The sequence below is a fragment of the Actinoplanes auranticolor genome, from assembly GCF_018332655.1.
In the GTDB taxonomy this organism is placed as follows: Bacteria; Actinomycetota; Actinomycetes; order Mycobacteriales; family Micromonosporaceae; genus Actinoplanes; species Actinoplanes auranticolor.
Genome location: NZ_BOQL01000017.1, coordinates 170265 through 196726, shown reverse-complemented (window position 1 = coordinate 196726; position 26462 = coordinate 170265). Strand labels below are relative to the sequence as shown.

Annotated in this window: 26 protein-coding genes; 10 read left to right on the top strand and 16 right to left on the bottom strand. The window is 73.2% G+C overall.

Annotation, left to right across the window (positions count from 1 at the left end):
* The coding region (locus tag Aau02nite_RS09315; RefSeq protein WP_212987904.1) for an RDD family protein at positions 1-808 on the top strand (808 nt) is incomplete at its 5' end.
* Positions 805-1881 carry a histidinol-phosphate transaminase gene (gene hisC, locus Aau02nite_RS09310; protein WP_212987903.1) on the top strand — a complete coding sequence of 359 codons (1077 nt, stop codon included), beginning with the start codon at positions 805-807 and terminating at the stop codon, positions 1879-1881. The genes Aau02nite_RS09315 and hisC, both read left to right, overlap by 4 nt.
* 92 nt (positions 1882-1973) lie before the next feature.
* Here hisC and Aau02nite_RS09305 read toward each other — a convergent pair whose 3' ends face one another.
* Together Aau02nite_RS09305 and Aau02nite_RS09300 are read right to left on the bottom strand one after the other, a co-directional pair.
* Positions 1974-4235, bottom strand: a complete 2262-nt coding sequence (locus Aau02nite_RS09305) for an ABC transporter permease (protein WP_212987902.1) — start codon at positions 4233-4235, stop codon at positions 1974-1976.
* Entirely contained in the window at positions 4229-4954 is a 726-nt protein-coding gene (locus Aau02nite_RS09300) for an ABC transporter ATP-binding protein (protein WP_212987901.1), read from the bottom strand. Before Aau02nite_RS09300 ends, Aau02nite_RS09305 begins: the two co-directional genes overlap by 7 nt.
* A 155-nt stretch (positions 4955-5109) precedes the next feature.
* Between Aau02nite_RS09300 and Aau02nite_RS09295 the strand changes: the two genes are divergently transcribed.
* Positions 5110-6429, top strand: coding sequence for a sensor histidine kinase (locus Aau02nite_RS09295; protein WP_212987900.1), 1320 nt, complete (start codon positions 5110-5112; stop codon positions 6427-6429).
* Entirely contained in the window at positions 6426-7187 is a 762-nt protein-coding gene (locus tag Aau02nite_RS09290) for a response regulator (RefSeq protein WP_212987899.1), read from the top strand. Before Aau02nite_RS09295 ends, Aau02nite_RS09290 begins: the two co-directional genes overlap by 4 nt.
* Here the strand turns inward: Aau02nite_RS09290 and Aau02nite_RS09285 are convergent.
* Positions 7090-8298, bottom strand: a complete 1209-nt coding sequence (locus Aau02nite_RS09285; RefSeq protein ID WP_246595011.1) for an MFS transporter — start codon at positions 8296-8298, stop codon at positions 7090-7092. The genes Aau02nite_RS09290 and Aau02nite_RS09285 overlap by 98 nt on opposite strands.
* Before the next feature lie 46 nt (positions 8299-8344).
* Here Aau02nite_RS09285 and Aau02nite_RS09280 point away from each other — a divergent pair, with 46 nt between their 5' ends.
* Positions 8345-9457 carry an ROK family protein gene (locus tag Aau02nite_RS09280; RefSeq protein ID WP_212987897.1) on the top strand — a complete coding sequence of 371 codons (1113 nt, stop codon included), beginning with the start codon at positions 8345-8347 and terminating at the stop codon, positions 9455-9457.
* A gap of 100 nt (positions 9458-9557) precedes the next feature.
* On the opposite strand, the gene Aau02nite_RS09275 is transcribed toward Aau02nite_RS09280, so the two are convergent.
* The 4 genes from Aau02nite_RS09275 to Aau02nite_RS09260 are packed head-to-tail and all read right to left on the bottom strand — an operon-like array spanning position 9558 to position 13161.
* Positions 9558-10682 carry an outer membrane protein assembly factor BamB family protein gene (locus Aau02nite_RS09275; RefSeq protein ID WP_212987896.1) on the bottom strand — a complete coding sequence of 375 codons (1125 nt, stop codon included), beginning with the start codon at positions 10680-10682 and terminating at the stop codon, positions 9558-9560.
* Positions 10683-10697: 15 nt separating this feature from the next.
* Complete coding sequence (locus tag Aau02nite_RS09270) at positions 10698-11156, bottom strand: SRPBCC family protein (RefSeq protein ID WP_212987895.1); 459 nt, start codon at positions 11154-11156, stop codon at positions 10698-10700.
* 38 nt (positions 11157-11194) lie between these two features.
* Entirely contained in the window at positions 11195-12319 is a 1125-nt protein-coding gene (fahA, locus tag Aau02nite_RS09265) for a fumarylacetoacetase (RefSeq protein WP_212987894.1), read from the bottom strand.
* A complete protein-coding gene (locus tag Aau02nite_RS09260; RefSeq protein WP_212987893.1) occupies positions 12316-13161 on the bottom strand; it encodes a hypothetical protein in 846 nt (281 codons plus the stop codon). Before Aau02nite_RS09260 ends, fahA begins: the two co-directional genes overlap by 4 nt.
* 77 nt (positions 13162-13238) lie before the next feature.
* On the opposite strand from Aau02nite_RS09260, the gene Aau02nite_RS09255 reads away from it, so the two are divergent.
* Positions 13239-14393, top strand: coding sequence for a homogentisate 1,2-dioxygenase (locus Aau02nite_RS09255; RefSeq protein WP_212987891.1), 1155 nt, complete (start codon positions 13239-13241; stop codon positions 14391-14393).
* Between the two features lie 57 nt (positions 14394-14450).
* Here Aau02nite_RS09255 and Aau02nite_RS47285 read toward each other — a convergent pair whose 3' ends face one another.
* Entirely contained in the window at positions 14451-15686 is a 1236-nt protein-coding gene (locus Aau02nite_RS47285; protein ID WP_212987890.1) for a chitosanase, read from the bottom strand.
* A 285-nt stretch (positions 15687-15971) separates the two neighbouring features.
* Here Aau02nite_RS47285 and Aau02nite_RS09245 point away from each other — a divergent pair, with 285 nt between their 5' ends.
* Positions 15972-17159: an ROK family transcriptional regulator gene (locus tag Aau02nite_RS09245; RefSeq protein WP_212987889.1), complete on the top strand. Its 1188-nt coding sequence runs from the start codon at positions 15972-15974 to the stop codon at positions 17157-17159.
* 9 nt (positions 17160-17168) lie between these two features.
* On the opposite strand, the gene Aau02nite_RS09240 is transcribed toward Aau02nite_RS09245, so the two are convergent.
* The 4 genes from Aau02nite_RS09240 to Aau02nite_RS09225 are packed head-to-tail and all read right to left on the bottom strand — an operon-like array spanning position 17169 to position 20062.
* The gene (locus tag Aau02nite_RS09240; protein WP_212987888.1) at positions 17169-18260 is read right to left on the bottom strand and encodes a tetratricopeptide repeat protein; all 1092 of its coding nucleotides are present in this window, start codon (positions 18258-18260) and stop codon (positions 17169-17171) included.
* A gap of 43 nt (positions 18261-18303) precedes the next feature.
* Entirely contained in the window at positions 18304-18783 is a 480-nt protein-coding gene (gene ispF, locus Aau02nite_RS09235) for a 2-C-methyl-D-erythritol 2,4-cyclodiphosphate synthase (protein WP_212987927.1), read from the bottom strand.
* A 13-nt stretch (positions 18784-18796) separates the two neighbouring features.
* Positions 18797-19519, bottom strand: a complete 723-nt coding sequence (ispD, locus tag Aau02nite_RS09230) for a 2-C-methyl-D-erythritol 4-phosphate cytidylyltransferase (protein ID WP_212987926.1) — start codon at positions 19517-19519, stop codon at positions 18797-18799.
* A 57-nt stretch (positions 19520-19576) separates the two neighbouring features.
* Positions 19577-20062, bottom strand: coding sequence for a CarD family transcriptional regulator (locus Aau02nite_RS09225; RefSeq protein ID WP_026206027.1), 486 nt, complete (start codon positions 20060-20062; stop codon positions 19577-19579).
* A gap of 332 nt (positions 20063-20394) precedes the next feature.
* Between Aau02nite_RS09225 and Aau02nite_RS09220 the strand changes: the two genes are divergently transcribed.
* On the top strand, positions 20395-21168 hold the full coding sequence (locus Aau02nite_RS09220; protein ID WP_212987887.1) for a hypothetical protein: 774 nt from the start codon (positions 20395-20397) through the stop codon (positions 21166-21168).
* Positions 21169-21250: 82 nt separating this feature from the next.
* On the opposite strand, the gene Aau02nite_RS09215 is transcribed toward Aau02nite_RS09220, so the two are convergent.
* The 4 genes from Aau02nite_RS09215 to Aau02nite_RS09200 form a co-directional block, all read right to left on the bottom strand.
* The gene (locus Aau02nite_RS09215) at positions 21251-21706 is read right to left on the bottom strand and encodes a DUF6023 family protein (protein WP_212987886.1); all 456 of its coding nucleotides are present in this window, start codon (positions 21704-21706) and stop codon (positions 21251-21253) included.
* A gap of 9 nt (positions 21707-21715) precedes the next feature.
* The gene (locus Aau02nite_RS09210; protein ID WP_212987925.1) at positions 21716-22768 is read right to left on the bottom strand and encodes a type III polyketide synthase; all 1053 of its coding nucleotides are present in this window, start codon (positions 22766-22768) and stop codon (positions 21716-21718) included.
* Positions 22769-22831: 63 nt separating this feature from the next.
* Positions 22832-23992 carry an acyl-CoA dehydrogenase family protein gene (locus Aau02nite_RS09205; RefSeq protein ID WP_212987885.1) on the bottom strand — a complete coding sequence of 387 codons (1161 nt, stop codon included), beginning with the start codon at positions 23990-23992 and terminating at the stop codon, positions 22832-22834.
* Positions 23989-24714 carry a methyltransferase domain-containing protein gene (locus Aau02nite_RS09200; protein ID WP_212987884.1) on the bottom strand — a complete coding sequence of 242 codons (726 nt, stop codon included), beginning with the start codon at positions 24712-24714 and terminating at the stop codon, positions 23989-23991. Before Aau02nite_RS09200 ends, Aau02nite_RS09205 begins: the two co-directional genes overlap by 4 nt.
* Positions 24715-24760: 46 nt before the next feature.
* On the opposite strand from Aau02nite_RS09200, the gene Aau02nite_RS09195 reads away from it, so the two are divergent.
* Together Aau02nite_RS09195 and Aau02nite_RS09190 are read left to right on the top strand one after the other, a co-directional pair.
* Positions 24761-25597, top strand: coding sequence for a UbiA family prenyltransferase (locus tag Aau02nite_RS09195; protein WP_212987883.1), 837 nt, complete (start codon positions 24761-24763; stop codon positions 25595-25597).
* 81 nt (positions 25598-25678) lie between these two features.
* Positions 25679-26446, top strand: a complete 768-nt coding sequence (locus Aau02nite_RS09190) for a hypothetical protein (RefSeq protein ID WP_212987882.1) — start codon at positions 25679-25681, stop codon at positions 26444-26446.
* The last annotated feature ends 16 nt before the right edge of the window (positions 26447-26462 follow it).

Below are 26462 nucleotides of genomic sequence, written 5' to 3'. Positions count from 1 at the left end.
GCCGCCGCCCGGATGGACACCACCGCCGGGGTATGGCCAGCCGCCGCCCGGATGGACGCCGCCTGCGGGCTACGGCCAGCCCCCACCGGGCTGGGCGCCCCCGCCGCAGGGCTGGGCTCCCCCGCCCGGCTGGACGCCGCCGCCCGGCTGGACCCCGCCCCCGGGCTGGGCCCCACCCCCCGGTTGGGTGCCCCCGCACGCCTACGCCTACCAGGTGCAGGCCCGCCCGCACGGCCAGCCGCTCGCCGGCCTGGGCCGCCGCCTGGTCGCCCGGCTGATCGACATCATGGCCGTGCTGATCCTCAACGTGCTGGTCAACGGCTGGCTGGCGTACCAGTGGTGGCTCGAGGTCGAGCCGATCTTCCGCGCCACCATGGCCGACCCGTTCACCAGCCCGCAGCCCGCCTCCGCCCGCTCCAGCTATCTGATCCTGACGATGCTCGTCATCGCCACCGCCCTGTGGTTCGCCTACGAGGTGCCGGCGCTGGCGAACAGCGGCCAGACCCTGGGCAAGCGACTACTGCAGGTCAAGGTCGTGAAACTGGAGAACACGGAACCGCTCGGCTTCGGTCGCGCGTTCGGCCGCTGGGCCCGGCTCGGCATGTGGACACCGCTGTGGAGCTGTTACGGACTGGGCTTCCTGGCGCAGCTGGTCGACTCCGGCTCCGTGCTCTTCGATCAGCAACTCCGTCGGGCCCTGCACGACAAGTCGGCCGGGACAGTGGTCGTCGCCGTGCCACCCGGCCACCGCGAGCAGCCCGTGAAGGCGCCCGAGAACGCCGACGACTCCACCGGAGGGAAGAGATGACCAGGCTGACCCGCGCCGACCTGGAGGCGCTGCCGGCGTACGTGCCGGGCAAGAGCGTCGCCGACCTGACCCGCGAGCTGGGCATCGCCGAGGCGATCAAGCTGGCCAGCAACGAGGTGCCCTTCGGGCCGCTGCCGGGTGTGCCGGAGGCGGTGGCGGCGGCGATGACCCAGTCGCACCGCTACCCCGACATGGGCGTCATGCAGCTGCGGGACCGCCTGGCCGAACGCTACGGCGTCAGCCCCGACCGCATCGTCACCGGCTGCGGCTCGGTGGCGCTGGCCGAGCACCTGGCCAAGGCGACGTGCCTGCCGGGCGACGAGATCGTGTACGCGTGGCGCTCGTTCGAGGCGTACCCGATCATCTCGGCGGGCGTGGGCGCGACCAGCATCCGCGTGCCGAACACCCCGGGCCACGGCCACGACCTGACGGCGATGGCCGAGGCGATCACCGAGCGCACCCGGCTGGTGCTGGTCTGCAACCCCAACAACCCCACCGGTACGAGCGTGCGCAAGGCGGAACTGGACCGGTTCCTGGACGCCGTACCGTCGGACGTGCTCGTGGTCCTGGACGAGGCGTACCGCGAGTTCGTCACGGACGACGAGGTCCCGGACGGCCTGGTGACCTACGGCGACCGGCCGAACGTGGTCGTGCTCCGCACGCTGTCCAAGGCCTGGGGCCTGGCCGGGCTGCGGGTCGGCTACCTGGTGGCCCAGCCGGAGGTGGCGGCGGCGATCCGCAAGGTGCTGACGCCCTTCTCCACCAGCCTGGTGGCCCAGGCGGCCGCGCTGGCGGCCCTGGACGCCGAGCAGGAAGTCTTCCGCCGCTGCGCGCTGGTGATCAGCGAGCGGGAAAGGGTCACCGAGGCGCTGCGCAAGCTGCACCCCGACGTCCCGGCCAGCCAGGCGAACTTCGTCTGGCTCCCGCTCGGCGACCGGGCGACGGCCTTCGGCGCGGCGTGCGAGAAGCGCGGGGTGATCGTCCGGCCGTTCCCGGGTGACGGCGTCCGCATCACGATCGGCAAGCCGGAGGAGAACGACGCTCTCCTGGCGGCCGCCGAGGCGGCCCTCTAGCTTGCCGGCCGGGCGCGAGCCCTGCGCCCGGCGCAAGCCTGCCGCCCAACGCAAGCCCGCCGGTCGGCGCGAGCCCACCGCTCCGGCGGGCTTCATCGCGTGGGCCGGGCGCGCAAAGCCGACGGCGTGCTCGCCCCCAACGCCAGCACGAGACACCCACCGACGATCAACGAGATCAGCGACCAGGGGACGATCACGCTGATCTCGGTGCCGACCTGGGCACTCAGCGAGCCCGCCGAGCCGAGCAGCGCCAGCATCGCGGTCGCGCCGCCCAGGATGGATCCGATCGCCACGACCAGGGCCGATTCGAGCGCCACCGTCAGGGCGACCTGACGTGGTGTCGCTCCGGCCAGCCGCAGGACGCGGTAGTCGCGGATGCGGTGCCTGGTCGCCATGAGCAGCGTGTTTCCCACGGCCAGGGCTCCCGCGCCGGCGGACATGCCGAGCAGCAGCAGCGTGAACGACCAGACCAGTCGGTCCTCTTCGGCGTCGGCGCGACTGGCGTACGTCGCCACGGAGACCACCTCCGCGCCCGGTGTGGCGGCTGCTGCGGCACTGAAGGCAGCCGGGGCCAGCGCCGATCTGTCGTGGTCGCGGACCACGTCACGGGCCAGCAAGAGCTCGGCCGGGACCGGGCCTGCGGGGACTGTGCCCGCCGGTGCTGTGCCGGTTATCCGGAGTGTTTCCTGCACCCCGTCCCCATAGGTGACCGTGACACTGTCGCCGAAGCGGTCGGCTGAGTCCGGGCTCACCAGGGCGGTGCCCGGCGGCTGGGTGGGCAATCCGACGGCGGCGACCGACGCACCGGCCACGTACACCTGGGTCGGTAGCGGCGCGGCGGGCGCCGCGGCGTCGGTCAGGCCCGGCGTGCCGTTCGGGATCAGCACCGTCCTGGTGTCCACGGCGGCGGCCCGGCGGGCTGCGTAGGCCGCCGTCGAGGTCTGGACCGTACCGGTGATGAAGACCCCGAACGCCACGGTGAGCAGCACCGGCGCGGCGGTCGACGCCGTGCGCCGGACCCCGGCCAGGGCACTCTCGCGGACCAGCGATCCGGTGATGCCGCTGACCGGCCACAGCAACAGCCGGACCAGCCACGGAACGACCGCGGGAGCCAGCAGGGCCGCAGCCACGACCAGAGCCATGGCGCCGAGCAGGGCGAACTGCGCCATGTCGGTGACGCTCGCCGCGGTCGCCGTGTAGACGCCGGCGGCAGCACCGACCGCGGCCGCGGTGAGGCCGGCGATCCAGCGCGGGCGGGACATCGGCCGGTCCTCGACCTCGGCCACCCGCAGAGCCTCCAACGGGCCGATGCGTGATGCCCGGCGGGCGGAAGCCGCCGCACCGAGCAGCGACACCAACGGCCCGGCCAGGAACGCCACTGCCGGCGCCCACGGCTCCCAGCGCACGGAGAAACCGACCGGCTGGAAGTGCGCGTCGACGAGGAAGCCGTCCAGCGACACCGCGAGCACCGCGCCCAGCGCCACGCCGACTGTTGCGGCCGCCCCGCCCACCAGCAGCGCCGACCGGTACAAAGTGGATCGGATCTGCCGCGGCGTCGCCCCGACCGCCCGCAGCAGCCCGATCTCGCGGCGGCGCTGGTTGACCGCGAAGGCCGAGGTCGAGGCGACCAGGAAGACACAGGCGAATCCGGCCAGCGCCACGGTCGCGGACAGCACCTGCGTGCCGATCCAGCGCAGGCGGGCATCGGCACGTGGCTCCAGAGCCCCACGCCCGGCGCCGGTCAGCACCGTCCCGGCGCTTCCGACGACGGCTCGCACAGCGGCCGGGTCGGGATCGCCGACGAGCCCGATCGCCCGGACGCCCGGTTGCAGCCGGGCCGCGACGGGTTCAGCCACGAGCACCGCCGAGCCCTCGACATGGCCGGTGACCCGCCACGGGGCCGGGCCCGTCCCGGTCAGCAGGATGATGTCCTGGCCGACCGGCACCCCCAGATCGCGGCCGACGACCACGTCCCGCTCGCCGCTCGGCGGTGCGCCCGCGACCAGCCGGGCCACGCCCGCGCGCCAGCCGTACCCGGTGGTCAGGCCGGGGACCGGCCGCCCGGAGCGGATCGGCTGCGCATAGAACGGCCGGTCCTGCACGACGGCCGTCACACCCGGCAGCTCGCCCAGCCGGTCGGCCAGCTCCCGGGCGGCGGCAGCCGGCCACGGCACCGTCTCGGCGAAGAACTCGGCCGGATTCGCCGCGGCCGGGCTCTGCACCACGACGCTCAGATCCTCGAACCTGTCCGGAACCCGGGGCTGGGAGGACGCCCAGAGCAGCAGCGCCGCCGCCACGACCGCCGTGCTGAGCACGACGGCGATGAACGTGCCCAGCCGGTCGCGGGTCAGCACGCCGCCTCCAGCGTGGTCATCCGGGCCGCGATGGCCCCCGCGTCGGCCCCGGTGAGCTCGCCGGCGAGCCGGCCGTCGGCCAGCAGCAGCACCCGGTCGGCCATCGCCGCCGCGACCGGGTCGTGGGTCACCATGACGATCGTCTGGCCGTGCTCGTCCACCAGTGCGCGCAGCAGGTCGAGCACCTGACGGGACGTGCGGGTGTCGAGCGCGCCGGTCGGTTCGTCGGCGAAGACCACGGCCGGGCGGGTGATCAGCGCGCGGGCGATCGCCACCCGCTGCTGCTCACCGCCGGAGAGCTCGCTCGGGCGGTGCCGGGCCCGGTCGGCGAGCCCCACCGCGGCCAGCGCGGCGGTCACCTCACCGGCGGCCGGGCGGCGGCCGGCCAGGCGCAGCGGCAGGGCGACGTTCTGCGCCGCGCTGAGCGACGAGACCAGATTGAACGCCTGGAAGACGAACCCGACCCGGTCGCGGCGCAGGCGGGTCAGAGCTGTCTCGTCCAGGTCGCCGAGCGGTGTGCCGGCGATCGAGACGACACCTCCGGTCGGGCGGTCCAGCCCCGCGGCGCAGTGCAGCAGCGTCGACTTCCCGGACCCGGACGGGCCCATCACGGCGCTGAACGTCCCGGGCGGGAAGTCCACGCTCACATCGTCGAGGGCGAGCACCTGCCGGGTGCCCGAGCGGTAGATCATCCGCACGTCGCGGAGGGAAACAGCCATGCCCGAGACGATGTCGGCTCCGCCTCGGATTGTCGTCAGGCTCAGGGCGACACCTGGAGTCCACCTTGGAGAGGACGGCCGGGCGCCGCTTCATCCCCAGGGATGACGACTCAGGGACGACGACCCCGCGGCCCGGCGCCGCTAGGGTCGGGAACGTGCCCGTCCCACCCGTCCTGCTCTGGCGACCCGGCCCGGTCCAGCAGCGGATCTTCGACGCCGCTCTGGCCGCCGCGGTCACGCTCGTGTGCCTGCTGTCGGCCGCCGAGTCGCCGGCTGCGGGTCCCCGCGAGCCCGCCTGGGTCACCCTCGTGGCCAGTCTGGCCATGGGGACACCACTCGCGGTCCGCCGGCTCCTGCCGCTGGGTGCCGCGGCGGTCGTGCTGGGCGCGGCGGCGGTCTGCCTGGCCACCGGCCTGGTCCCCGACTTCGCGTTCCCCGGGCCGGTGCTCGCCGCGGGCATCGCGCTGTATTCGGTCGGTGCGAAGGTTCCCGGCCGCCGCGCAGTCGTCACCCTGACGGCCGGTGCCGTCGTCGTGGCCACGGCGACAGTGATCGCCGGCGACTCCGCCGACGGGCCGGGGTCCCTCGAGGTGGCCCTCGTGGTCCTGGTGTTCGGCGTCTGCTGGCTGCTCGGCTGGACGCTGCGCGAACGCCGGGCCCACGCGGCCCGGACGGCCGCGCAGGCGACCACGCAGGCGGTGACCGAGGAGCGGTTGCGGATCGCCCGCGAGATTCACGACATCATCGGGCACAGCCTCACCGTGATCGCGGTGAAGTCGGCGATCGGCAGCCACGTCGCCGCCGAACGGCCGGCGGAGGCGAGCGCCGCCCTGGACGTCATCGCGGCGACCAGCCGCAGCGCCCTCACGGAGTTACGCCGCGCGGTGGGTGCGCTGCGCACCGAGCCCGACTTCACCCCGCCACCCACCCTGCTGGGAGGGCTGGCCGACCGGGCCGCCGAGCCCGGCTTCACCCCGCCACCCACCCTGCTGGGACGGCTGGCCGACCGGGCCGCCGAGCCCGGCTTCACCCCGCCACCCACCCTGCTGGGACGGCTGGCCGACCGGAGCCCCGAGCCCGGCTTCGCCCCGGCACCGACCCTGGCCGAGCTGGGACGGCTGGTCGACAGGGCCGCGGAGGCGGGTGTCGACGTGCGGCTGGACGTGCGCGGCGACTGCGAGGTGCCGGAGGGTGTCGCGCTGACGGCTGTTCGCATCGTGCAGGAGTCCCTGACCAACGTCGTCAAGCATGCGGGTCGGACCAGCTGCCGGGTCGACGTCGTGGGTGTGCCGGGCGAGCTCCGCGTGGAAGTGACCAACGACGGCGTCCCGGCCCGTCGGCCGGCCGTCGACGGTGCGGGCCTGACCGGCATGCGTGAGCGGGTCGCTCTGCATGCGGGGGCGCTGACCGTCGGCCCGCAGGACCACGGTGGCTTCCGCGTCCGGGCGACCCTGCCCTACGAGCGGCCCGCATGAGCGCCCCGAGCGAGCCGATCCGCGTTCTCATCGCGGACGACCAGGCCCTCGTGCGCGCCGGTTTCCGGCTGCTCATCGACGTCACCCCCGACCTGGTCGCGGTGGGCGAGGCCGCCGACGGCACCGAGGCGGTGGCCCTCGCCCGGCGCGAGCAGCCCGACGTCGTGCTGATGGACATCCGGATGCCCGAGCTCGACGGCATCCAGGCGACCCGGCTGATCACCGGCTCGCCCGCGACCCCGGACACCAGGGTGCTGATCCTGACCACCTTCGACCTCGACGAGTACGTCTTCGCCGCGTTGCGCGCCGGGGCCAGCGGCTTCCTGCTCAAGGACGTCATGCCCGCCGATCTGGTGGCGGCCGTCCGGATCGTCGCCGCGGGTGAGGCATTGCTGGCGCCCACGGTCACCCGGCGGCTGATCACGCACTTCGCCGGGCAGGGGGAGCCGGCGAGCGAGCCCGCCGGTTCGCTGACCGGTGTCACGGACCGCGAGCGTGACGTGCTCGAGCTGGTCGGCCGGGGCCTGTCGAACGGGGAGATCGCCGAGCATCTGCGGCTGAGCCTGGCCACGGTCAAGACGTACATCGGGCGGTTGCTGGCCAAGCTGCAGGCCCGGGACCGGGCCCAGCTGGTCATCGTGGCCTACGAGACCGGCCTGGTCAGACCGCTGCCGGCGCCTGCTCCGGGGCTGGGGCAGGGGCCCGCACCGGGAAGGCCCCTCGAGCCGCCAGGACAGTCAGGGCGGCGATCCCGGTGAGCACCGCGGCCAGCGCCGGCAGCCAGCCCAGCCGATCCGCGGAGACGAAGCGTTCGCCGAGCAGGGCGCCGCCGCCGATGCCGATCTGGAAGGCGACGACGTAGACGGCCGAGGCGGCGTCCCGGGCCAGCGGTGCGACCCGCAGGATCGCTGCCTGGAGCACGACCGGGATCGCCGTGAACGTGCCGCCCCAGACCAGCGCCGCCAGCACGGTCGGTGCGGCACCGAGGACGGGCACGAGCAGGACTAGCGAGAGGGCCATGAGTGCGATGAGGGTGACGAGCAGCGGTCCGGGCCGCCGGTCCACGAAGCGGCCCACGATCGCGTTGCCGATCAGGCCGGCCGCGCCGTAGCCCAGCAGCAGCGCGCTCAGGCCGAAACCCTCCAGTCCGCCGTCGCGCCGCACCAGCGGGGCGATGTAGGTGTACGCCGCGAAGTGCCCGATCACCAGCACCACCGTGCTCAGGCAGACCGCCGCGACCGGCCCGTTGCGGATGATCCGGACCGACGCCTTCAGTCGGGCCCCCGCCCGTACCGCCAGGTCCTGCGGCAGCGCCGGCAGCTTGGGCAGCACGATCAGCAGCGCCACGACGCACGCCGCGCCGGCCACCGCCAGCACGGCCAGCGCGACCCGCCAGCCCAGCCACTGGCCCAGAGCCGTGCTCAGCGGCACGCCCAGCACGATGGCCAGCGAGTTGCCGAGGAAGACCAGCGCGGTGGCCCGCCCGGCCCGGTCCGGCGGGACGAGCCGGGCTGCCACCGGCGCGATCGTCGACCAGAAGACGCCGTGTGCCACCGCACAGATCAGACGCGACAGGGTGAGGATGAGCAACGAACCCGCGAAAGCGGCGATGAGCTGGGAGATTGCAAATATCGCCACGGTCGCGGCGATGAGCAGATGCCGCGGGATCCGCATGGTGAGCGCGGTCAGCGGGATGGTGGTCAGCGCCGCCACAACGGCGTAGCTGGTCAGCAGCAGGCCCACGTCTGCCTCGCTGACCGCCAGGCCGTCGGCGATCTGCGGGAGCAATCCGACCGGGAGCGTTTCCGCGGTGACGTAGACGAAGCAGGCAGCGCTGAGCACGACCAGTCCACCTCGGTGCTGACTCACCACACGACAATATGCTCTTGATCCGAGTAAATGAAGGGGGAACGCTGTGCCGACGCGCGCAACGGAGTTGCTGCGGGTGGTGCACGCCCGTCCCGGCGTCACCCGGGCGGACGCCGCCCGGCTGATCGGCGTCGGCACCGGCGCGACCACCGAACTGGTCGGCCGCCTCGGCCAGGCCGAACTGCTCGCTGAAGGCCCGACCGCACCGAGCGGGGCCCGGGGCCGCCCGACGACCGCCCTCATCCCGCACCCGCGCGGGCCGCTGATCGCGGCCGCCTCGATCACCCACGAATCGTGGCGGGTCGACGTGGTCGAGCTGGGCGGCAGCATCCTGGCCACCGCGGGCGAGGAGCTCGCGGGCCGCGGCGGCGACGAGGTGGTCGCGGCGCTGGGCGCGGCGGTACGCCGGCTCCGGCACGAGTACGGCGACCGGATCCGCGGCATCGGTATCGCCGTCCCGGGCACCGTCTCGCGCGACCTGATGCTGGACGCCAGCAACCTCGGCTGGCACGACGTCGACCTGGCCGCGGCCTGGCCCCGGGCCGAGATCTTCGTGGCGGGCAACGACGCCACGCTGGCCGCCTCGGCCGAGTCCCGGCGCGGGATGGCCGTCGGCGCGGCGGTCGCCCTGCACCTGCGCATCGAGGCCGGCCTGGGCGGCGCGGTGGTGGACGGCGGCAAGGTGCTGATCGGTGCGCTGGGTGCGGCCGGCGAGTTCGGGCACATGCCGTTCGGTGACCCCGCGGTGCGCTGCCCGTGCGGCGCGTACGGCTGCTGGGGCACCGCCGTGGACGGCTCGGCACTGGCCCGCCTGCTGGGGCACGAGCCGCCGCGCGACCTGATCACGTACGCCCGGCGGATCATCACCTCGCCCGAGCCCGAACCGGCCGCTGCCGCCGCCACCGTGGCAACAGCCCTCGGCCGGGGCATCGCGGGCCTGGTCAACGGCCTGGACGCGGACCTGGTCACGCTGGGCGGCCTCGGTGTCGACCTGCTCGCCGCGGCCCCGGAGCAGCTGCTGACCGCTTACGAGGCGGGCCTGATGAGTTTCCGGCGCGCGGCCCCGCCACCGGTCGTGCCGGCGCTGCTGGGCGACGACGGCCCGATCGCGGGCGCGGCGGAGGAGGCTTGGACGGCCCTACTGACCCGCCTGGTCTGAACGGCCACGGCAATGAGCCGGCCCGACGGACCGGCTCCGCGCCGGGGAAAGGTGTCGACCGCGATGTCCCTCGGGACCACTCCGCCCGGCGCCGTCCACCCTAGAGCGCCGCGATGACCACCGGGTCCGTCGTGTAGAAGCTCCCATCCGGCTCCAGCCGCTGCACCGCCAGATAGCCGTCCGTCAGCTGCCATCCGTCCGGTTGCCACGGCTCGACGCGCTCGTCGGGTACGTACAGCGGGAACACCGCCCGCTGCGCGCCCGTCGCAGCGTCCAGCACGATCAGCCGCCGGTCCGGCGTGAGCAGCACGGCCCGCCCGGCACGGACGCCGAGCACCTGCGCCGCGCCGGCCCACCGCCACACCTCGCCGTCCGCCCGGGAGGCCACTACAGCGTCGGCCGAGGCGCTCAGCACCAGGTCACCGCCGGCCGTGGCGGCCGGTGCGTCCAGGGCCGGAGCCCGCTCCGGTCGCCGCGCGCCGGTCAGCCAGCCCTGCCCGGCCCCGTCGCGCAGGCCGGCGCAGTCCGAGCGGGCCACGTCGCATCCGACCGCGGTGAACGGCCCGGTCGGCCAGCCCCGGACCACGGTGCCCGAGAGCACGTCCCATGCGCCCGAGCTGCACACGTACCGGCCGCCCGCGGTCACGAAGCCGTCGCCGCAGCCGGGCGGCAGGGTCACCGCCCAGCGTTGGGTGCCGTCCGTGGCGGCCCGGGCGATCAGCTGCCGGCCGTCGGTGACCAGCACGCTGGTCCCCGCGGTGTGCAGGCCCGGCGGCGCCCAGACCGCCGCGGAGCCGGTGCGTCCGGTGAAGGGTTCGGCGGCGGGCCCGGCGGAGCGCCAGACCTGCTCCCCGGTACGCCCGTCGAGCGCCACGAGCGCACCGTCCGACCACCGGGTGACCACCGTGGCCGCCACCGCGACGATCCCGGTGAGCTGCTCGGGCCAGCGGCGGAACGACCACCGCGCGGTGTACATGGTCTTCGCCTCGACCGGGCCGTCGGCCTTGACCAAACGCTTGCCCGCGTAGACCCGGACGCTGCCGGCGACGATCAGCGGCGCCATCGTGGTCTTGCCGGTGACGCCGGGCGGCAGGGTCACGGCTACCGGCAGGGCACCGGTGGCCGGTTCGAGGACCTCGGCGGGGGCCAGCACGCGCCAGCCGATCAGGACCGCGGCCGCCAGGATGACGACGGCGGCCGGCACGCGCAGCAGCTTCCCGGTCACCACAGGGACGATAGGTCAGGCCGCGGCGGCCAGGTCCTCCAGGTCACGCCGGAGCGCGCCTTCGACCGTACGGGCAGCCAACCCGCCGAAGACCAGCGCCAGGAACCGGCCCGCCGGCGCGGTCGGGGTCCCGTCCTGCACCACGGTGACCATCGTGCCGCCGCGGTGCCGGCCCTCGAGCACCGGCACGAACGTGTACGTCATCTTGTATTCCGCGCCGATCCCCGGCGAGGTCACCACGAAGCGTTCCGGGCTCACGCACTCGTCGACGCGGAACTCCTCGGTGATCTCCGCGCCGTCGGCCATCGTGCGGGTCTCGCGCCATTCGGTGCCGTCGCCGAACGGTCCCTGGGTGAGCAGTTCGACGGCGATGACCGTGGACAGCCGCTCGCACCGGCTCGGCAGATCGGTGAAGACCCGCCACACGGCAGCCACCGGTGCCTCGACCAGCCGTGTCACCGCAACCGTGGACATCCCCGACCTCCCGCCTACAAGGTACGGCGAGTCGTCCCTCAGCGACAGACAGTTCCGGTTACGGACCCCAGCCCGATCGGCGCGCCGTCCACGCCGGGTGCGGTCGCGCTGATGGTGACCGTGTCGCCGTCGAGCAGGAATCCCCTGGTCGAGCCGTCGTCGAGCGGCACCGGCTCGGTACCGTTCCAAGTCAGCTCCAGGAACGAGCCGGCCTGCGCGCGTTCCGGGCCGGAGACCGTCCCGGAGGCGAAGAGGTCACCGGTGCGGACGCTGGCGCCGTTGACGGTCAGGTGGGCGAGCTGCTGGGCGGGCGTCCAGTACATCTGGGCGAACGGCGGTGAGCTGACCGTGGTCCCGTTCCAGTCGACCGTCAGGCTCAGGTCCAGGCCGTCGCCGGACGGCGTCAGGTACTCCGCCGGGACCGGGTCCTGCGCGATCGCCGGCACGAGCGCCCCGGACAGCGCCTCGAGCGGCACGACCCACGGGGACACCGAGGTGGCGAACGACTTGCCCAGGAACGGCCCGAGCGGCTGGTACTCGAACGCCTGGATGTCGCGGGCCGACCAGTCGTTGACCAGGACCACGCCGAAGACGTGCTCGGCGAAGTCGGCGGTGCTGATCCGCCGGCCCGGCACCCCCACCACGAAACCGACCTCGGCCTCGACGTCGAGCCGCCGGGAGGGCCCGAACTCGCCGGGGCCCAGCTGTCCGGCCGGCCGCTCGACCGGGGTGCCGGAGACCACGACCGTGCCGGCGCGCCCGTGGTAGCCGATCGGGAGGTGTTTCCAGTTCGGCTGCAGCCCCGGCCGCTCGGGCCGCAGGATCCGGCTGACCTGGGTGGCGTGGTGCTCGGAGGAGTAGAAGTCGGTGTAGTCGGCCACCTCGAACGGCAGGTGCAGCTCGACGTCGGCCAGCGGGACGGCCGGCAGCGTGGGGGCCAGCTGGACGACCCGGGCCCGGATCGCGCTCCACAGCGGACGCCCCAGCGCCATCAGCACGTTGAGCGTCGGCTGCCGCAGCGCGCCTCCGGCCAGGATCAGGTCCTGCTCCTCGGCCCGGGACAGGTCCAGCACCGCGTCGCCCAGCCGGACGCCGATCCGCCGCACCCCGTCGCCGGTGCTGAACACGCCGTACGGGAGATTGCGCAGGTCGAAGAGGGTCACTCGTAGCCGCCGTTGATCAGGCCGAGACGGATGAGCTCCGTCAGCGGCTCCAGCACGTTGAAGGCCCCGAAGCCGACCCACAGCGGCCGTGGCTCGCTCCGGCGCGACCGGGCCGGCTCGACCAGCGGCACCGGGTGCGTGGCGGCCAGCGCCTCGGCGACCTCGGCCACTTCGCCGCCGTCGCTCGCGGCGGCCGACGCGACCAGCACGTTCAGGAAGCCGTGGTGGGTGAATCCGGTCTCGGGGTCGGTGTGCCGCAGCGCGTGCCGCAGCCCGGCGGCGAGCTTGAACGGCAGGTTGCGGTCCCGGCAGGCGCAGATGACCGCGGCCAGCTCCACCGGGGTGGGGAACAGCTCGGAGGCGAGCCCGCCGACCCGGAACTTGGGCGCGATCCGCAGCCCGTCGGCGCGCTGGGCGGCCACCGTGTCCAGACCCGCCAGCAGGCCCCAGCTGAGCGGGATCTCCGCGTACACGTCCAGGTCGGGGGTCTCGACGGCGAGCGCGCCGAGCGCGCTCAGGCCGGGTTGCGGGTCCTCGCCGCGGCGGGCGACGGCCGCCTCGACCCGGGCCACGTCGCTGCCCGCGGCCCGCAGCTTGGCGACCACGGCGGGCAGGGCGCCGATCGCGGCGTCGTTGACGACGCCGACGGCGAGACCGCGCGGGGAGAGATCAAGCTTGACCAGCGACGAGGGTACGAGCAATGCCCCGATCAGTCCCGAATACCACGAGTCGCGGTGTTTGGTGTGCGCGGCGAGGGCCTCGGAGGTCCCGATGATGCCCGGCGGCAGCAGGGACGCGTCATCGACGAGTCCTGCGAACAGCGGCGGCACCAGCGTTGACACGAAACTGAACCTAATGGACGCTTCGAGAGGCGGACAACACCGTCCGTAATGTCAGTTTTCAAGGGGTGGTGGCAACGATGCCGTACTACCGCAGCGTCGGGGAGATCCCCCGTAAGCGGCACACCCAGTTCCGTCGACCCGACGGCGGGCTCTACGCGGAGGAGTTGATGGGCCAGGAGGGCTTCTCCTCCGACTCCTCGCTGCTCTATCACCGGTACGCACCGACCGCGATCAGCTCGGCGGAGGTGCACGAGCCACCGGCCACCAGCCAGTCGCCGAACCTGCCGCTCAAGCCGCGCCACCTGCGTACCCACAAGCTCGACGCCGGGCCGGGCGACGCGGTCCTGGGCCGCCGCCCGCTGCTGGCCAACGGCGACGTCCGGATCGGCTACGTGGTCGCCGACCGTCCGTCGCCGCTCTACCGGGACGCCGTCGGCGACGAATGCCTGTACGTCGAGGACGGCGCGGCCACGATCGAGACGACCTTCGGCGCGCTGCGCGTCGGGGCCGGCGACTACGTGATCATCCCGACCTCGGTGGTGCACCGGATCGTGCCGGACGGCCAGGTGCGGATGCTGACCATCGAGGCGACCGGGCACATCGGGCCCCCGAAGCGCTACCTGTCGGTGCGCGGGCAGTTCCTGGAACACTCGCCGTACTGCGAGCGCGACGTCCGCGGCCCGGACGAGCCACTGCAGACTGAGGGCACGGACGTCGAGGTGTACGTCAAGCACCGCGCGGGCTGGACCCGGCACGTGTACGCCCACCACCCCTTCGACGTGGTCGGCTGGGACGGCTGCCTGTACCCGTGGGCCTTCTCGATCCACGACTTCGAGCCGATCACCGGGCGCGTGCACCAGCCGCCGCCGGTGCACCAGACGTTCGAGGGACCGAACTTCGTGGTGTGCTCGTTCGTGCCGCGCAAGGTCGACTACCACCCGCTGGCGATCCCGGTCCCGTACAACCACCACAACGTCGACTCGGACGAGATGATGTTCTACACCGGCGGCAACTACGAGGCCCGCCGGGGCTCGGGCATCGAGCAGGGCTCGATCTCCCTGCACCCGTCGGGCTTCACCCACGGCCCGCAGCCGGGCGCGGTGGAACGCGCGATCGGCGCCGAGGCGTTCGACGAGCTCGCCGTCATGGTCGACACCTTCCGGCCCCTCGACCTGTGCGACGCCGCCCTGGCCGTCGAGGACACGGCCTACGCCTGGACCTGGAACAGATGAGGCAAGGGCGGGGGAGCTTGTGGCTCCCCCGCCCTCCCTTTCCCCGGCGTGGTTCGACTATCCGATACGGAACTGGTCGCCGTAGACGGCGAAGTCGAGGGGGGTGTTGAGGTCGAGGTTGCCGTTGCGCAGGAACACGCGCTGGGCGGTGTCGATCCGCGTGACGTCGTCGTGTGCGGCTTCCTTCTTCATCTCGATCACCCGCTCGTCGAGGAACGCGTTCAGCCAGGTGGTCTCGTTGCCGCCCTGGGCCGGCGGCTTGGCCTTCTGCAGCGCCCGGCTGCGGATCGACCGCATGCCGCTGTAGCCGTGCACCACCGCGGCGTCGTAGTAGGCGAACTGGCCCAGCGCCCGTACCCCGTCGGCCTTGCCGTCGCGCACGGACGGGTTGAAGTACACCCGGTCCCGCTCGGACTCCTGCGCGGCCTGGAACACCGGGTCCGCCGCGGCGGCCCGCCAGTCGCTGGTGAAGTTCGGGTCCAGGCCCGCGTGCGACGACGTGCCGTTGACGCTGCGCAGCGCCGGCAGGTACTTGGCCAGCACGTTGCCCGGCTTCGTGGCCGTGTACGCCTCGACCAGCTCCAGCATGTCGCCGGTGCCGGAGCAGAAGCCGATGATCCCGGCGGTGTAGCCCCGGCCGTCCTTGATGTCCTCGATGTAGGAGAACTGGGCGCGCCAGTTGAGCGAGGAGTTCTCGGCGGCCGAGACGATCTGCATCGCCACGTCCTTCTTCGCCGGGTTGTCCAGGTGGACGCCGCTGTTCGGCGGAGTCGTGGTGGGTGGCGTGGTGGTGCCGCCGGGCAGGGTCCACTTCTGGTTGGCGCCCGTGCCGCAGGTCCAGATCTGCAGCTGGTTGCCGTTGGCGGAGTTGTTGTCGGGCACGTCGAGACACTTACCCGAGCCGGTGTTGATGAGCGTGCCGCCGGTGCCCGCGGTCCACTTCTGGGCGGCCGTACCGTTGCAGTCGTAGAGCTGGATCCGGGTGCCATTGGCCGTGCCTGCGGCGGTCACGTCGAGGCACTTGCCCAGCGCCCGGATCGAGTTGTCGGTGTTGCCGACGCTCCAGGTCTGAGCGCCGGTGCTGTTGCAGTCGTAGAGCTGCACGGCTGTTCCGTTCGCGCTGTTGGCGGCGGCGACGTCGACACATTTGCCGCCGAGGCCCTTGATGGCTCCCGCGGTGGCCGCGCTGGCCGGCATGAGGCTGTAGGCGATCCCCGCGGCGGGGATCAGCACACCGCCGAGGGCGTACGCGATGAGCTTCTTGCGGCGGTGCGGGCGTGAGGGGATGGTCATGGCGCTCCTCGTGGGGGTGGAGGCGGGTGGCGCGCAGGGTCGAGCCATCGATGACGGACGTTGGGGGGTGTCCGTCGCCGAGGCGATGACTGGTCACGCTAGGTCAGTTAAGTTGATTAATCAATCCCCGTCGATTAATCACTTTTGCCCGCCCTCGCGGCGATACATCGAGCCGACCTGCCGCACGGGAGGGAACGCAGCGCGACGAAGTATTGACAGTTCAGAGCCACAGCCCTACGGTCCAGCTAATTGTTAACTGGGTTGCCAATCGATCGAGGGGGCTCCGTGCCGCGACTGGCGGGATCGTCCAAGCTGCTGCGCGCCATGAACGAGAGCGCGGCGCTCGCCCACCTGCTGGAGCCGGGCATGCTCACCCGGGCCGATCTGCGCCGGCTGACCGAGCTCTCCACCCCGACCATCTCCGAGGTGCTGCGCCGGCTCACCGATGCCGGCTTGGTGACCGTCGTCGGCTACAACAGCGGCCGCCCGGGGCCGAACGCGGAGATCTATGCGGCTGATCCGGACGCAGCGTACGCCGCCGCCGTCTCCGTCCGCGACATCGGTCCCAGCGGGGCCCCGTCGGTCGTGGCCGCGCTCTGCGACCTGACCGGTGCCGTCCGCGCCCGGATCGAGAACCCGGTCGACTTCCTGCACACCGACCCCCGCACCGCCCTGGTGGACGTCGTCGCCGAGCTGAGCGGCGCGGCCGGCGTCCCGGCCGATCGGGTCCACCACGTGCAGCTCGGCGTCCCCGGCTCGTACGACAGCGGCACCGCGACGATCCGGCACGTGGACGTGCCGGGCCTCAACCGTCCGGGCCTGGTCCCGGAGATCGCCGCGGCCCTGGGCACCCGCGTGGGCGTCGACAACGACGTCAACCTCGCCGCCGTGGCCGAGCGCCGTCGCGGCGTCGCCCGCGAGGTGGACGGCTTCGCTCTGCTCTGGCTCGGCCAGGAGGGCCTCGGTCTGGCCATCGACATCGCCGGCACGCTGATCCGCGGTGCCCGCGGCGGCGCGGGTGAGATCGGTTACATGCCGCTCTACTCCCCGGATTCCACCCATCGCAAGGTCGACCTGCAGGACCTGTTCGGCGGCGCGGCCATCCTCGCCCTCGGCCGGGACCACGGCATCACCGGCGGGACCCCGTACGAGATCGTGGCCGCCGCGGCCGCCGCCCCGGACGCCTCCGGCGAGTTCTTCACGCACCTGGCGGACCGGATCGCGGTCGGCCTGGCCGCCGTGATCGCCGTGCTGGACCCCTCGCTGGTCGTGCTCGCCGGCCCGGTCGCCCAGGCCGGCGGCCAGACGCTGCTCACCGCGGTCAAGGGCGCCCTGCGCCGGGCCGCTCCCCTGGAGAGCACCATCGCCGTCACCACGATCGACGACGACGCGGTCCTGCTCGGCGCCCTCGACGCCGGGCTCACCGCCGTCCGCGAGGCGCTGATCGCCTCGATCCGCGACAACCAGGCCTGACCCCCCGGCTCATCGGCGCTGGGTCAGGATGGCGAGCTCGGCGGAGGCGGCGAGCAGCATCGCGACGATCAGCGGGACGACGCTGCCCAGCACCGCGAACGCCAGCAGGCCCAGCGGGGCCAGCGCCGTCGCGTAGGCCGCCACGACCACCCGCCGGGAGCCGCGGATCTCGCCGAGGGCCACGCCGACCGGCACCGGCAGCGCGCGCTTGAGCCAGATCAGGATGGCCACCACGACCACCACGCCGATGACGCCGCCCCACGTCCGGGCCACTCCGGTGCTGACGGTGGTCATCACCGCGGCGAGCACGGCGGCGATCAGCACACCGTTGCTGCCGTACAGCACCGCCTGCCGGAAGATGTCCGCGACCATGGCGGAGCGGTCCAGCACCGGTCCGGCCGGGCGGGTCACCGCGGGCGGGGGCGGGGCCGGCACCTCCTCGGCGACCGGCTCGGGAACGGGCAGAGCGGCGTCGGCCAGACTCTCGAGAGCCAGCGCCCACCGGCGGCGTTCCAGCCGGACCACGCCGACGTCCCGCTGCGCGTCGCCGATCGTGGCGTCGAGATCGAGGGCTTCCCCGTACGCCCGCTGCGCCAGGTCGAACAACCGCAGCCGGGCCGCCACGACGGCCAGCACCAGGTGCGCCTCGGCGTCGGTGGGGGTCAGCCGTACTCCGTTCCACGCGGCATTGAGCGCGTCCTGGCCGTTGCGCGTCTCGCTGAGCAGGGCCGCCCCGGTGCGCTGCGCGTACGGGTCAGCCGGCCAGCCCGCCAGGATCGAAGCCGCCACCTCGGCGGCCTCGCCGAACCGCCGCTCGTCCGACAAGGCCATGGCCCGCACGACCAGCGGCCCGACTGTCCCCGGCGCCGCCGCGGCAGCCCGGTCCGCGGCAGTCAGCGCGTCCACCGGCTGGGCCGCGGCGAGGTGCACCCGGGCCAGGGTGGTCAGCAGCGCCGCGTCATCGGGCGCGACGGCCAGACCACTGGCGATCTCGCCGGCCGCCTCGTCGTAGCGGCCGAGATCGGCCATCAGAAGGGCCCGCTGCCGGTACTCCTCGGGGGTGGTTTCCGGCTCGGACTGGGACGTGGGCTCGCTCGACACCTGTCGAGCGTAGGTCTTCTCCCCCGAGATCACTCTGTCCGGGTCACGCCGGATAGATCAGCGCGGTGGCGACTGCGGCGAGTCCCTCACCACGCCCGGTGAGCCCGAGCCCGTCAGTAGTGGTGCCGGAGACGGTCACCGGCGCGCCGACCGCTGCGGACAGCACCTGCTGGGCCTCCTCGCGGCGCTTACCGATCTTGGGCCGGTTCCCGATGACCTGGATCGACACGTTGCCGACCGCGTAGCCGTGCTGAGCGAGCCGCCGGACGGTCTCGGCCAGCAACGTGACCCCGGGAGCGCCGGCCCACTCGGGCTCGGCGGTGCCGAAATTGCTGCCGAGGTCGCCGAGGCCGGCGGCGCTGAGCATCGCATCGCAGGCGGCGTGGGCGGCGACGTCGGCATCGGAATGCCCGGCCAGCCCGGACTCGCCGGGCCACATGAGGCCGGCGACCCAGCACACCCGCCCGGGGTCGAAGGCGTGCACGTCGGTGCCGATCCCGACACGCTGGCTGGGCGGATTCACAGGACTCACCGCGTCAGGTTACGTGCAGCAGCGCCTCGGCGATCACCAGGTCCAGCGGACGGGTGATCTTCATGGCGAGCTCGGAGCCGGGCACGCAGGTGACGGGCACCCCGGCCTTTTCCACCATCCCGGCATCATCGGTATGGGCACCGAGCCCGGAGGCATGCGCGGCAGCGAGCACATCCCGCCGGAACCCCTGCGGCGTCTGCACGCTCCGCAGAACAGACCGGTCAACGGTCCCCAGCACAACGTCAACAGGCGCGTGGTCAGGACGGGCGGGCTCCGCGGGACCGACCTCTTTGATGGTGTCGACCACGGGCAGGACCGGAATCACCGCCGGCCGGCCGCTGCGGACCGCAGCCGCAACCGACTCGATCAGCTCCGGCGGAGTGAGAGCCCGGGCCGCGTCGTGCACCAGCACGATGCCCACGTCCGCCGGCACGACCGCAAGCGCGGCCGCGACCGAATCCTGCCGTTCCGCGCCGCCCGGGACCACGATCACCGCGGCGACCGGGGCGAGCAGGGCCCGGACCGCGTCGACCTCGGCGGCCGGGGCGGCCACGACGATCAGGCGCACCGACGGGGCTGCCGCGATGCGCCGGACCGCGTGCACGAGAAGGGGCTCACCGGCGAGCAGGCGGAGGGCTTTCGGACCGCCCGGGCCCAACCGGAGACCGGCGCCGGCGGCCGGAACGAGGACCGCGACGTCACCGCGAGCGTGGAGCTGCGCGGTCACGTCGCGGTCCTGTTCGGCTGCTGTCACCGTGGGGGTGGTGCTGAGGTGGTGGGAACCTCAGGCCTCGGTGAGCACCTTGTCGAGGAGGACTTCCGCCTCGTCCTTGGTGCTCTTCTCGGCGAGGGCCACCTCACCGACGAGGATGTCGCGGGCCTTGGCGAGCATGCGCTTCTCCCCGGCCGAGAGTCCACGCTCGCGCTCACGACGCCAGAGGTCACGGACGACCTCGGCGACCTTCAGCGGGTTACCGCTGGCGAGCTTCTCGAGGTTGGCCTTGTAACGCCGCGACCAGTTGGTCGGCTCCTCGGTGTGCGGTGCGCGGAGGACGTCGAAGACCTTGCCCAGGCCCTCCTCGCCGACCACTTCACGCACGCCGACGATCTCGGCGTTCTCAGCGGGCACCCGGACAGTAAGGTCGCCCTGGGCGACTCGCAGAACGAGATATTGCTTCGGCTCGCCCTTGATGACCCTAGTCTCGATTGCCTCGATGAGTGCGGCCCCGTGGTGGGGGTAAACAACGGTCTCGCCGACACTGAAAACCATAGGTTCGAAACCCCTTTCGCTGTGTCTAGGGTAACACGCTCAGGCAGCGATGTCCTACCCTGGCCGTGACTGTTAGTGCAGCTCAGAGGCCCTGTGAGCCGTCTTTCTACCGCTTGACATGCGGGCAAAGAGCTGCCTCAGTAACGGAGGGTGACTACGTCGTGACCACTTGACTCAGCGAGTCGGATATTCCGGACCTGAAGCGTTTGCGAGGTCAAGCTTATCGCTAGCGACCCGAACCGCCCACTACTGGCGGCCGGGGGCGTGCGTAGGGGAGGCTGGACGGAGGTCCCCGGCCACGCGAGACTCGTCGGCAGGGGGGAGGGTGAATCGTGGGCAGTAAGAGCGACAACGGCGGCAACTGGCCGCCCGATGGCGGCTCCCCTGACGGTCTGCCGGACTTCCCCGAGGAGTGGGGCCTCATCGTCATTCCGGACGACCTCTCCGAGCTGTCCGACGAGGTCGAGGCCGTCCAGGCCGAGCTGCACCGGTCGCCGGAGCGCACCCGCTGGCAGAGCTTCACCGAGCGTCCCGGCATGCGCGCGCTCCGTCGGGCCGGTGCCGCGTGCCTGCGCGCCCCGGTGCTGATCATCTCGATGGCCGTCCTGGTCACCGTGGCCAGCCTCTTCGCCTCGGCCTGGCCCGGGCCGTCCCGTTCGCCGGCCACTCAGCGCACCGCCACCACGACCGACGACCGCGGTGACACCCTGCCCGCCCTGGAGCTGATGGGCGTCGACGGCACGACCGTCCCGCTGCGTGCCCAGTTGCCGGCGGTTGTCCTGCTCACCGACGGTTGCGACTGCGCCGGCCTGGTGACCGACACCAGCGCCGCGGCGCCGCCCGGGATCGCCGTCGTGACGGTCGTCGCCGGGGCCGCCGCCGGGCAGACCGGTGCCGCCCCGCCCACGAACGCCGCGCCGCCGGCTCAAGCCAAGCCGGTGCGTGCGCTGCGCGACCCCACCGGTGAGCTCCGCGCCGGGCTCGACCTCGGCACACCCGACGGCACCGCGGCGGTCCTGCTGGTCAACCGCGGGGGTGAAATCGTCCGCAAGATCGCCCGCACGTTCTCGGTCGAGGACTTCCGGCCCGACCTGGCCCGTCTCTGACGCTGCGTGACAGCCGGCCGGTCGGGCAAGATCCGACCGGTAAGTGACGCTTGTCATGAGACTCAGCAAATGCGAGAGCGGATCAGTAGGACCGGGCCCGGGTGACGCGCCAGCGGAAGACCGCCTCTCCCCGGGTCTCCGCCGACACCGCCATGAAGAGGTCGTCGGCCAGTCCCACCGTCAGCTCCACCGGCTCCGGCTCCGCGGCGCACGGCACTGCCCGGCCTGAATCCTCACCCGTGGCGCTGAGCCGCACCCGGACCTGGCCGTCGCCCACGCAGAGCATCGTCAGGGAGTAGGAACCGCCGAGCACTGCCGTGTTGCGCTCCTGGCGTCCGCCGGCGCCCAGCACCATCGTCTCCGCCCCCGCCTGCCGCGGCAGGTCGGGCAGCAGGCGTTCGACGGTGGCCCGGCCCGCCACCACGGCGGGGTCCTCGCCGACGTCCGGCGCGGCCCGGACGAACCACACTCCGCCCGCGAGCAGCAGGACCAGGGCGAGCCCGTAGAGCGTCGCGCCCGCAGCCCGGTCCCCTCTCACCCGACCACCCTAGGGCGTGTCGAGCAGGACGCCATAGAGCGTCAGGCCCGGCCCGAAGGCCAGCATCACCACCCGGCGCGGCGGCTGCGGCCGCCGCCGCAGCGCGTCCAGGGCCAGCAATACCGTCGGGGAGGAGCAATTCCCGTACGTCGCCAGCACCTCCCGGGACGCCGCCATCGCTTCGGCCGGCAACCCGAGCTGCTCCTGCACCACGTCCAGGATCTTCGGGCCGCCGGGATGCACCGCCCAGTCGTCCACGTCCGCGATCGTCAGGCCGTTACGGGTCAGCAGGTCGTCCACCATGTTCCGGACGTGCACCGCCAGTACGTCGGGGACCTGCGGCGACAGCCCCATCCGGAAACCCAGGTCGGTGACGTCCCAGGTCATGTGGCCGGCCGTGGTGGTGTCCGTGAGCGCGGTGACGTCGCTGACGACGTACCCCCCGGGTCTGCTCTGCGGGGTGAGCACGACGGCGACCGCGGCGTCCGAGAAGAGCGCGTGCGAGACGATCTGCTGGATGTCCGCCCGCGAATCCGCGGGCTGGATGTGCAGGCTGGTGAGCTCGGCGCAGAGCAGCAGCGCCGGGCGGCCACGGGCCGCGACGAAGTCGGCGGTCGTGCCGAGACCCGGCAGCGCGGCGTAGCAGCCCATGTGCCCGATGAAGAGCCGCTGCAGGGACGGCGCCATGCCCATGTCCCGGGCCAGCAGGATGTCCAGGCCGGGCGTCGCGTAGCCGGTGCAGGAGCAGACGGCGAACAGGCCGAGCTCGTCGGCGGCGACGCCGGCCTCGGTGAGCGCCCGGCCCACCGCCTCCTTGGCCAGCGGCATGGCCTCCACCTGGTAGCGGCGCATCCGGCGCTCGGTGGACCAGCCGGAGACGTCCTCCAGCAGCGGGCTGACGGCCGCCTGCCGGGTGCGGACCCCGGAGTTGGCGAAGATCCGCTTCGCCAGCCCACGGCGACCGCCGGTGTAGTGCTGCGAGAAGAAGCCCTCCCACAGGTCGTCCTGTGCCGCCGCCGGTGGCAGCGCGGTACCCAGGCCGGCGATCACTGCCTGACCAATTCTGTTCACTTGTGCCTCCCCAGGCCGAACCCCGCCGACTGGTGCCTTACCCGCGAAAAGCGTTCACCACCGCGGGGCGGAGCCTTGCGAGTCCGGATCGCCGCCGAGCGCCTCGACGCCCAGCCAGTCCGCGCACACGTCCGACGTCGCGGGCTGCAGTGATCCGGCCCGGGCGTCGCGGTAGAGACGTTCCAGCGGATGACCGCGCCGCATCGCCGAGGTGCCCGCCGCCTCCAGCATCGAGGCGGCCACCTCGGCCGCCGTCGTGCCGGCCAGCAGCTTGGCCCGCCACACCCAGCGGTTGGTCTCCGCGTCGCCCGGCGCCTCGTCGACCCGGCGGGCGGCCTCCATGACGGCCAGGTGCGCTGCCGCGACGGCCGCGTCGGCCCGGCCGATGCGCCCGCGTACGGCCGGCAGGTGCCCCAGCCCCCGGGCGGTGACGTGCTCGACCGCCGCGTCCACCGCCGCCCGGGCGACCCCCACGTAGACCGCCGCGTAGCTGGCCACCATCCAGTGCGGGGCGAGCTGGGCGACCACGAGCGCCAGCCCCTCCACGCCGCCGAGCAGAGCCGTGGACGGGACGGTGACGTCGATGTGTACGTCGTTGGAGCCGGTGGCGCGCATGCCCAGGGCGTCCCAGGTCTGCTCGACGGTCAGCCCCTCGCCCGGCGGCACCAGGAACTGCGAGACCTTGTCCGGGTCGGCCGCACTGCGCGCCGCCACCAGGTACGCGTCCGCGTGCCCGGCGCCGGAGCAGAACGTCTTGGCCCCCTTGATGTGGAAACCCTCGTCGGTCTCCTCGTAGTTGGTGGTCATCTGGGAGAGCCGGGACCCGGCGCCCCGCTCGCTCATCGCCACCGCGTACCAGCTGCCCTCGGCGGCGGCGCGCAGGTAGCGATCGCGGGCCTCCAGCGCCTCGGGCGGCAGGCCGAGCGCCTCGGCCAGCTCGTTCGTGACGCCGCCGAGCGCGCCGGTGACCGAGGCGTGCATGTTGAAGATCAGCGCCGTGGCGCCGTTGCCCCGGGCCAGCTCGTAGGCGACCGCCGCATAGTCGGCGAACCCCGCTCCGGCGCCACCCAGCCGCTCGGGCACCATCAGCCCGAACATGCCGGAGCGGCGCAGGTCGGCGAAGTCGGCCGCCGGAAACACACCCTCCCGGTCGTGCTCCGCGGCGCGGGCCGCGAACCGCGGCGCGAGCCGGCGCGCCTCCTCGACAGTCGTCATGCCATCTCCCCCTGTTTGCGGCCCATGCCCTGGTAGACCACTGCCGTGGAACGGGTCGGGATCATCCGGCCCAGCGGACCCGGCCCCGGACCGGTGGGCAGGAACAGCCAGCGGATCAACCCGGTCACGCTCGGGCGCAGGCCGCGGACCAGCAGCTTGACACCGTGCTTGGCGCACTCCACGGTCAGCTCGCCCGGGTCGACGAACAGCTCCGGATCGTGCAGGCCGACCGGCGCCACGCCGAAGCGCTCGCCCAGAGTCACCGTCAGGAACCGGCCGATCCGGGTGCCGTTGACCGTGTCCAGCACCAGCAGCCCGCCCGGCCGCAGCACCCGGCACAGCTCGGCCACCGCGGCCGGCAGATCCGGGACGTGCTCCAGGATCTCGCCGGCCACCACCACGTCGGCCGAGCCGTCCGCCAGCGGCAGCGCCGTCACGTCACCGGTCACCGGGGTCACGCCCCGCGCCGCGGACTGCTCCAGCCCCGCGCGGCGCAGATCGACACCGACATGCCGGTAACCGAGCCGCTCGACGTGCGGGGCCAGCAGGCCGCCGCCACAACCGGCGTCGACCAGGATCGCCGCCGGGCGCTGCGCGGGCGGCACCAGCGCGCCGCGGGACCGGGCCAGCCAGTGCAGGATCTCGAAGCCACCACCGGGGCGCCACCACTCACCGGCGAGGTCGTCGTACTGACGAGGATCGTTGCGGGGAAGCGGGGGCATGTGATCGAGCGTGGCACGAGTGGGGCACAACCACCACACTGCTTTCATGGTCGGACCCGTCGCTCTGCTCAAGGCCTCCCACCCCGAACCCGGCGGTGCGGTCACGCTGGCCATGACTCTGCTCGCCCTCGGGGTGGGGCATCGCGGCTGGAGCGTGCTCGGCGTCGCCGCCGCCATCGGGGCCACCCAGCTCTCCGTGGGCTGGGTGAACGACTGGCTGGACGCCGACCGGGACCGGGTGGCCGGGCGGACCGACAAACCCGTGGCCTCGGGGGTGGTCTCCCGCCGTACCGTCGGCCTCGCCGGCCTGGTCGCCTCGCTGGCCGTGCCCCTGCTCGGGTTGCCCTTCGGCCCGGCCGCCGCGATCTGCGTCACGCTGGTCGGGATCTTCGCGCTGCTCTACGACTGGCCGCTCAAGTCCACGCCGCTGTCGGTGCTGCCCTACCTGGTGGCGTTCGGGCTGATGCCCGCCTTCGTGGTCCTCGCTCTGCCCGGGCACCCCTGGCCACCGGCCTGGCTGGTCGCCGCCGGCGCGCTGCTGGGCGGCGGGGCGCACTTCGCCAACGTGCTGCCGGACCTGGCCGACGACGCCGCGACCGGCGTGGTCGGGCTGCCGCACCGCCTGGGCGCGACCGGATCGCAGTTCGCCGCGGCCGGTCTGCTGCTGGCCGCGACCCTCACCCTGGTCTTCGGACCCGACGGGGCGCCGTCGTGGCCGGGCCTCGCGGTCGCCGCGGCCGCCGCCGTGGTCCTGCCGCTGGGCTGGTACGCGGGTCAGCGGGCCCTCCGCCGCGGCACCCGGCAGGTTGCGATGTTTCGATCGGTCATCGTGGTGGCACTCCTGGACGTCGTGCTGCTCGTGTCCAGCGGCCGGGTGGTGTGAATGGACGGGTCGCCGTACGCGCCGGATCCTCGCCCTCTAGGCTGATCCGCGGAGCATTCTCGAGTTTCTTGGAGGACTGTGATGCGCTCGCCCGGAACCCGCCGCGCCGCCGTGGCCACGGGTGTCGCCACGCTGGCCGCGATCGCGCTCGCCGGCTGCAGCGCCGGTCAGGTCGCCGAGACGGCCCTCAAGAACCCGTCGGTCTACGGCGTGAACGCGCAGAGCTCCGACGCCTCGGTCTACGTCCGCAACCTCGCGGTCGCCTACGACGGCACCACCGGTTACCCGGCCGGTGGCTCCGCGCCGCTGCAGCTGGGCCTCTACAACCAGACCAGGCAGGCCATCACCGTCCTGATCAGCAGCCAGCCGGCCACCGGCACGACGGAGAAGGAAGGCGTGGTCTCCGCGCGGTCCGTCGGCCTGGTCGGCGGCGCCTCGACGACGCCCTCCGCGCCCTCGACGGCCATCCCGGAGCCCTCCGGCAGCCGCCCCTCGGACACCCAGGACGACCAGAACAGCAACCAGATCCCCAGCCCGGACCCGAGCACCAACCCCAGCCCGGGCGAGGCGCCCTCGACCGCGCCCACCCCGGCGGGCGCCGAGACCCGGCCGGCCCGGATCGAGATCGGACCGCTCGGCGCGGCCACCTTCCTGCCCGAGGACGCGGAGAAGCTGCAGGCCGTCGGGCTCAGCGGCAAGCTGCTGCCGGGCCAGTCGGTCAACCTGGTGTTCGAGTTCAGCAACGGCGCGCCGCCGCTGGTCCTGCAGGCCCCGATGGCCATCCCGCTGAGCCCGGCCTCGCGGGCCCCCGGCATCGATGCCGAGGAGAATCTCGGCGAAGGGGAGTAAGTCCCCGGTTTGTCGT

Excerpts from the sequence above, each read along its gene's own strand:
- hisC (WP_212987903.1), top strand. The coding sequence starts at position 805 with ATGACCAGGCTGACCCGCGCCGACCTGGAGGCGCTGCCGGCGTACGTG.
- Aau02nite_RS09300 (WP_212987901.1), bottom strand. The coding sequence starts at position 4,954 with ATGGCTGTTTCCCTCCGCGACGTGCGGATGATCTACCGCTCGGGCACC.
- Aau02nite_RS09290 (WP_212987899.1), top strand. The coding sequence starts at position 6,426 with ATGAGCGCCCCGAGCGAGCCGATCCGCGTTCTCATCGCGGACGACCAG.
- Aau02nite_RS09270 (WP_212987895.1), bottom strand. The coding sequence starts at position 11,156 with ATGTCCACGGTTGCGGTGACACGGCTGGTCGAGGCACCGGTGGCTGCC.
- Aau02nite_RS09255 (WP_212987891.1), top strand. The coding sequence starts at position 13,239 with ATGCCGTACTACCGCAGCGTCGGGGAGATCCCCCGTAAGCGGCACACC.
- Aau02nite_RS47285 (WP_212987890.1), bottom strand. The coding sequence starts at position 15,686 with ATGACCATCCCCTCACGCCCGCACCGCCGCAAGAAGCTCATCGCGTAC.
- Aau02nite_RS09225 (WP_026206027.1), bottom strand. The coding sequence starts at position 20,062 with ATGGTTTTCAGTGTCGGCGAGACCGTTGTTTACCCCCACCACGGGGCC.
- Aau02nite_RS09205 (WP_212987885.1), bottom strand. The coding sequence starts at position 23,992 with ATGACGACTGTCGAGGAGGCGCGCCGGCTCGCGCCGCGGTTCGCGGCC.
- Aau02nite_RS09200 (WP_212987884.1), bottom strand. The coding sequence starts at position 24,714 with ATGCCCCCGCTTCCCCGCAACGATCCTCGTCAGTACGACGACCTCGCC.
- Aau02nite_RS09195 (WP_212987883.1), top strand. The coding sequence starts at position 24,761 with ATGGTCGGACCCGTCGCTCTGCTCAAGGCCTCCCACCCCGAACCCGGC.
- Aau02nite_RS09190 (WP_212987882.1), top strand. The coding sequence starts at position 25,679 with ATGCGCTCGCCCGGAACCCGCCGCGCCGCCGTGGCCACGGGTGTCGCC.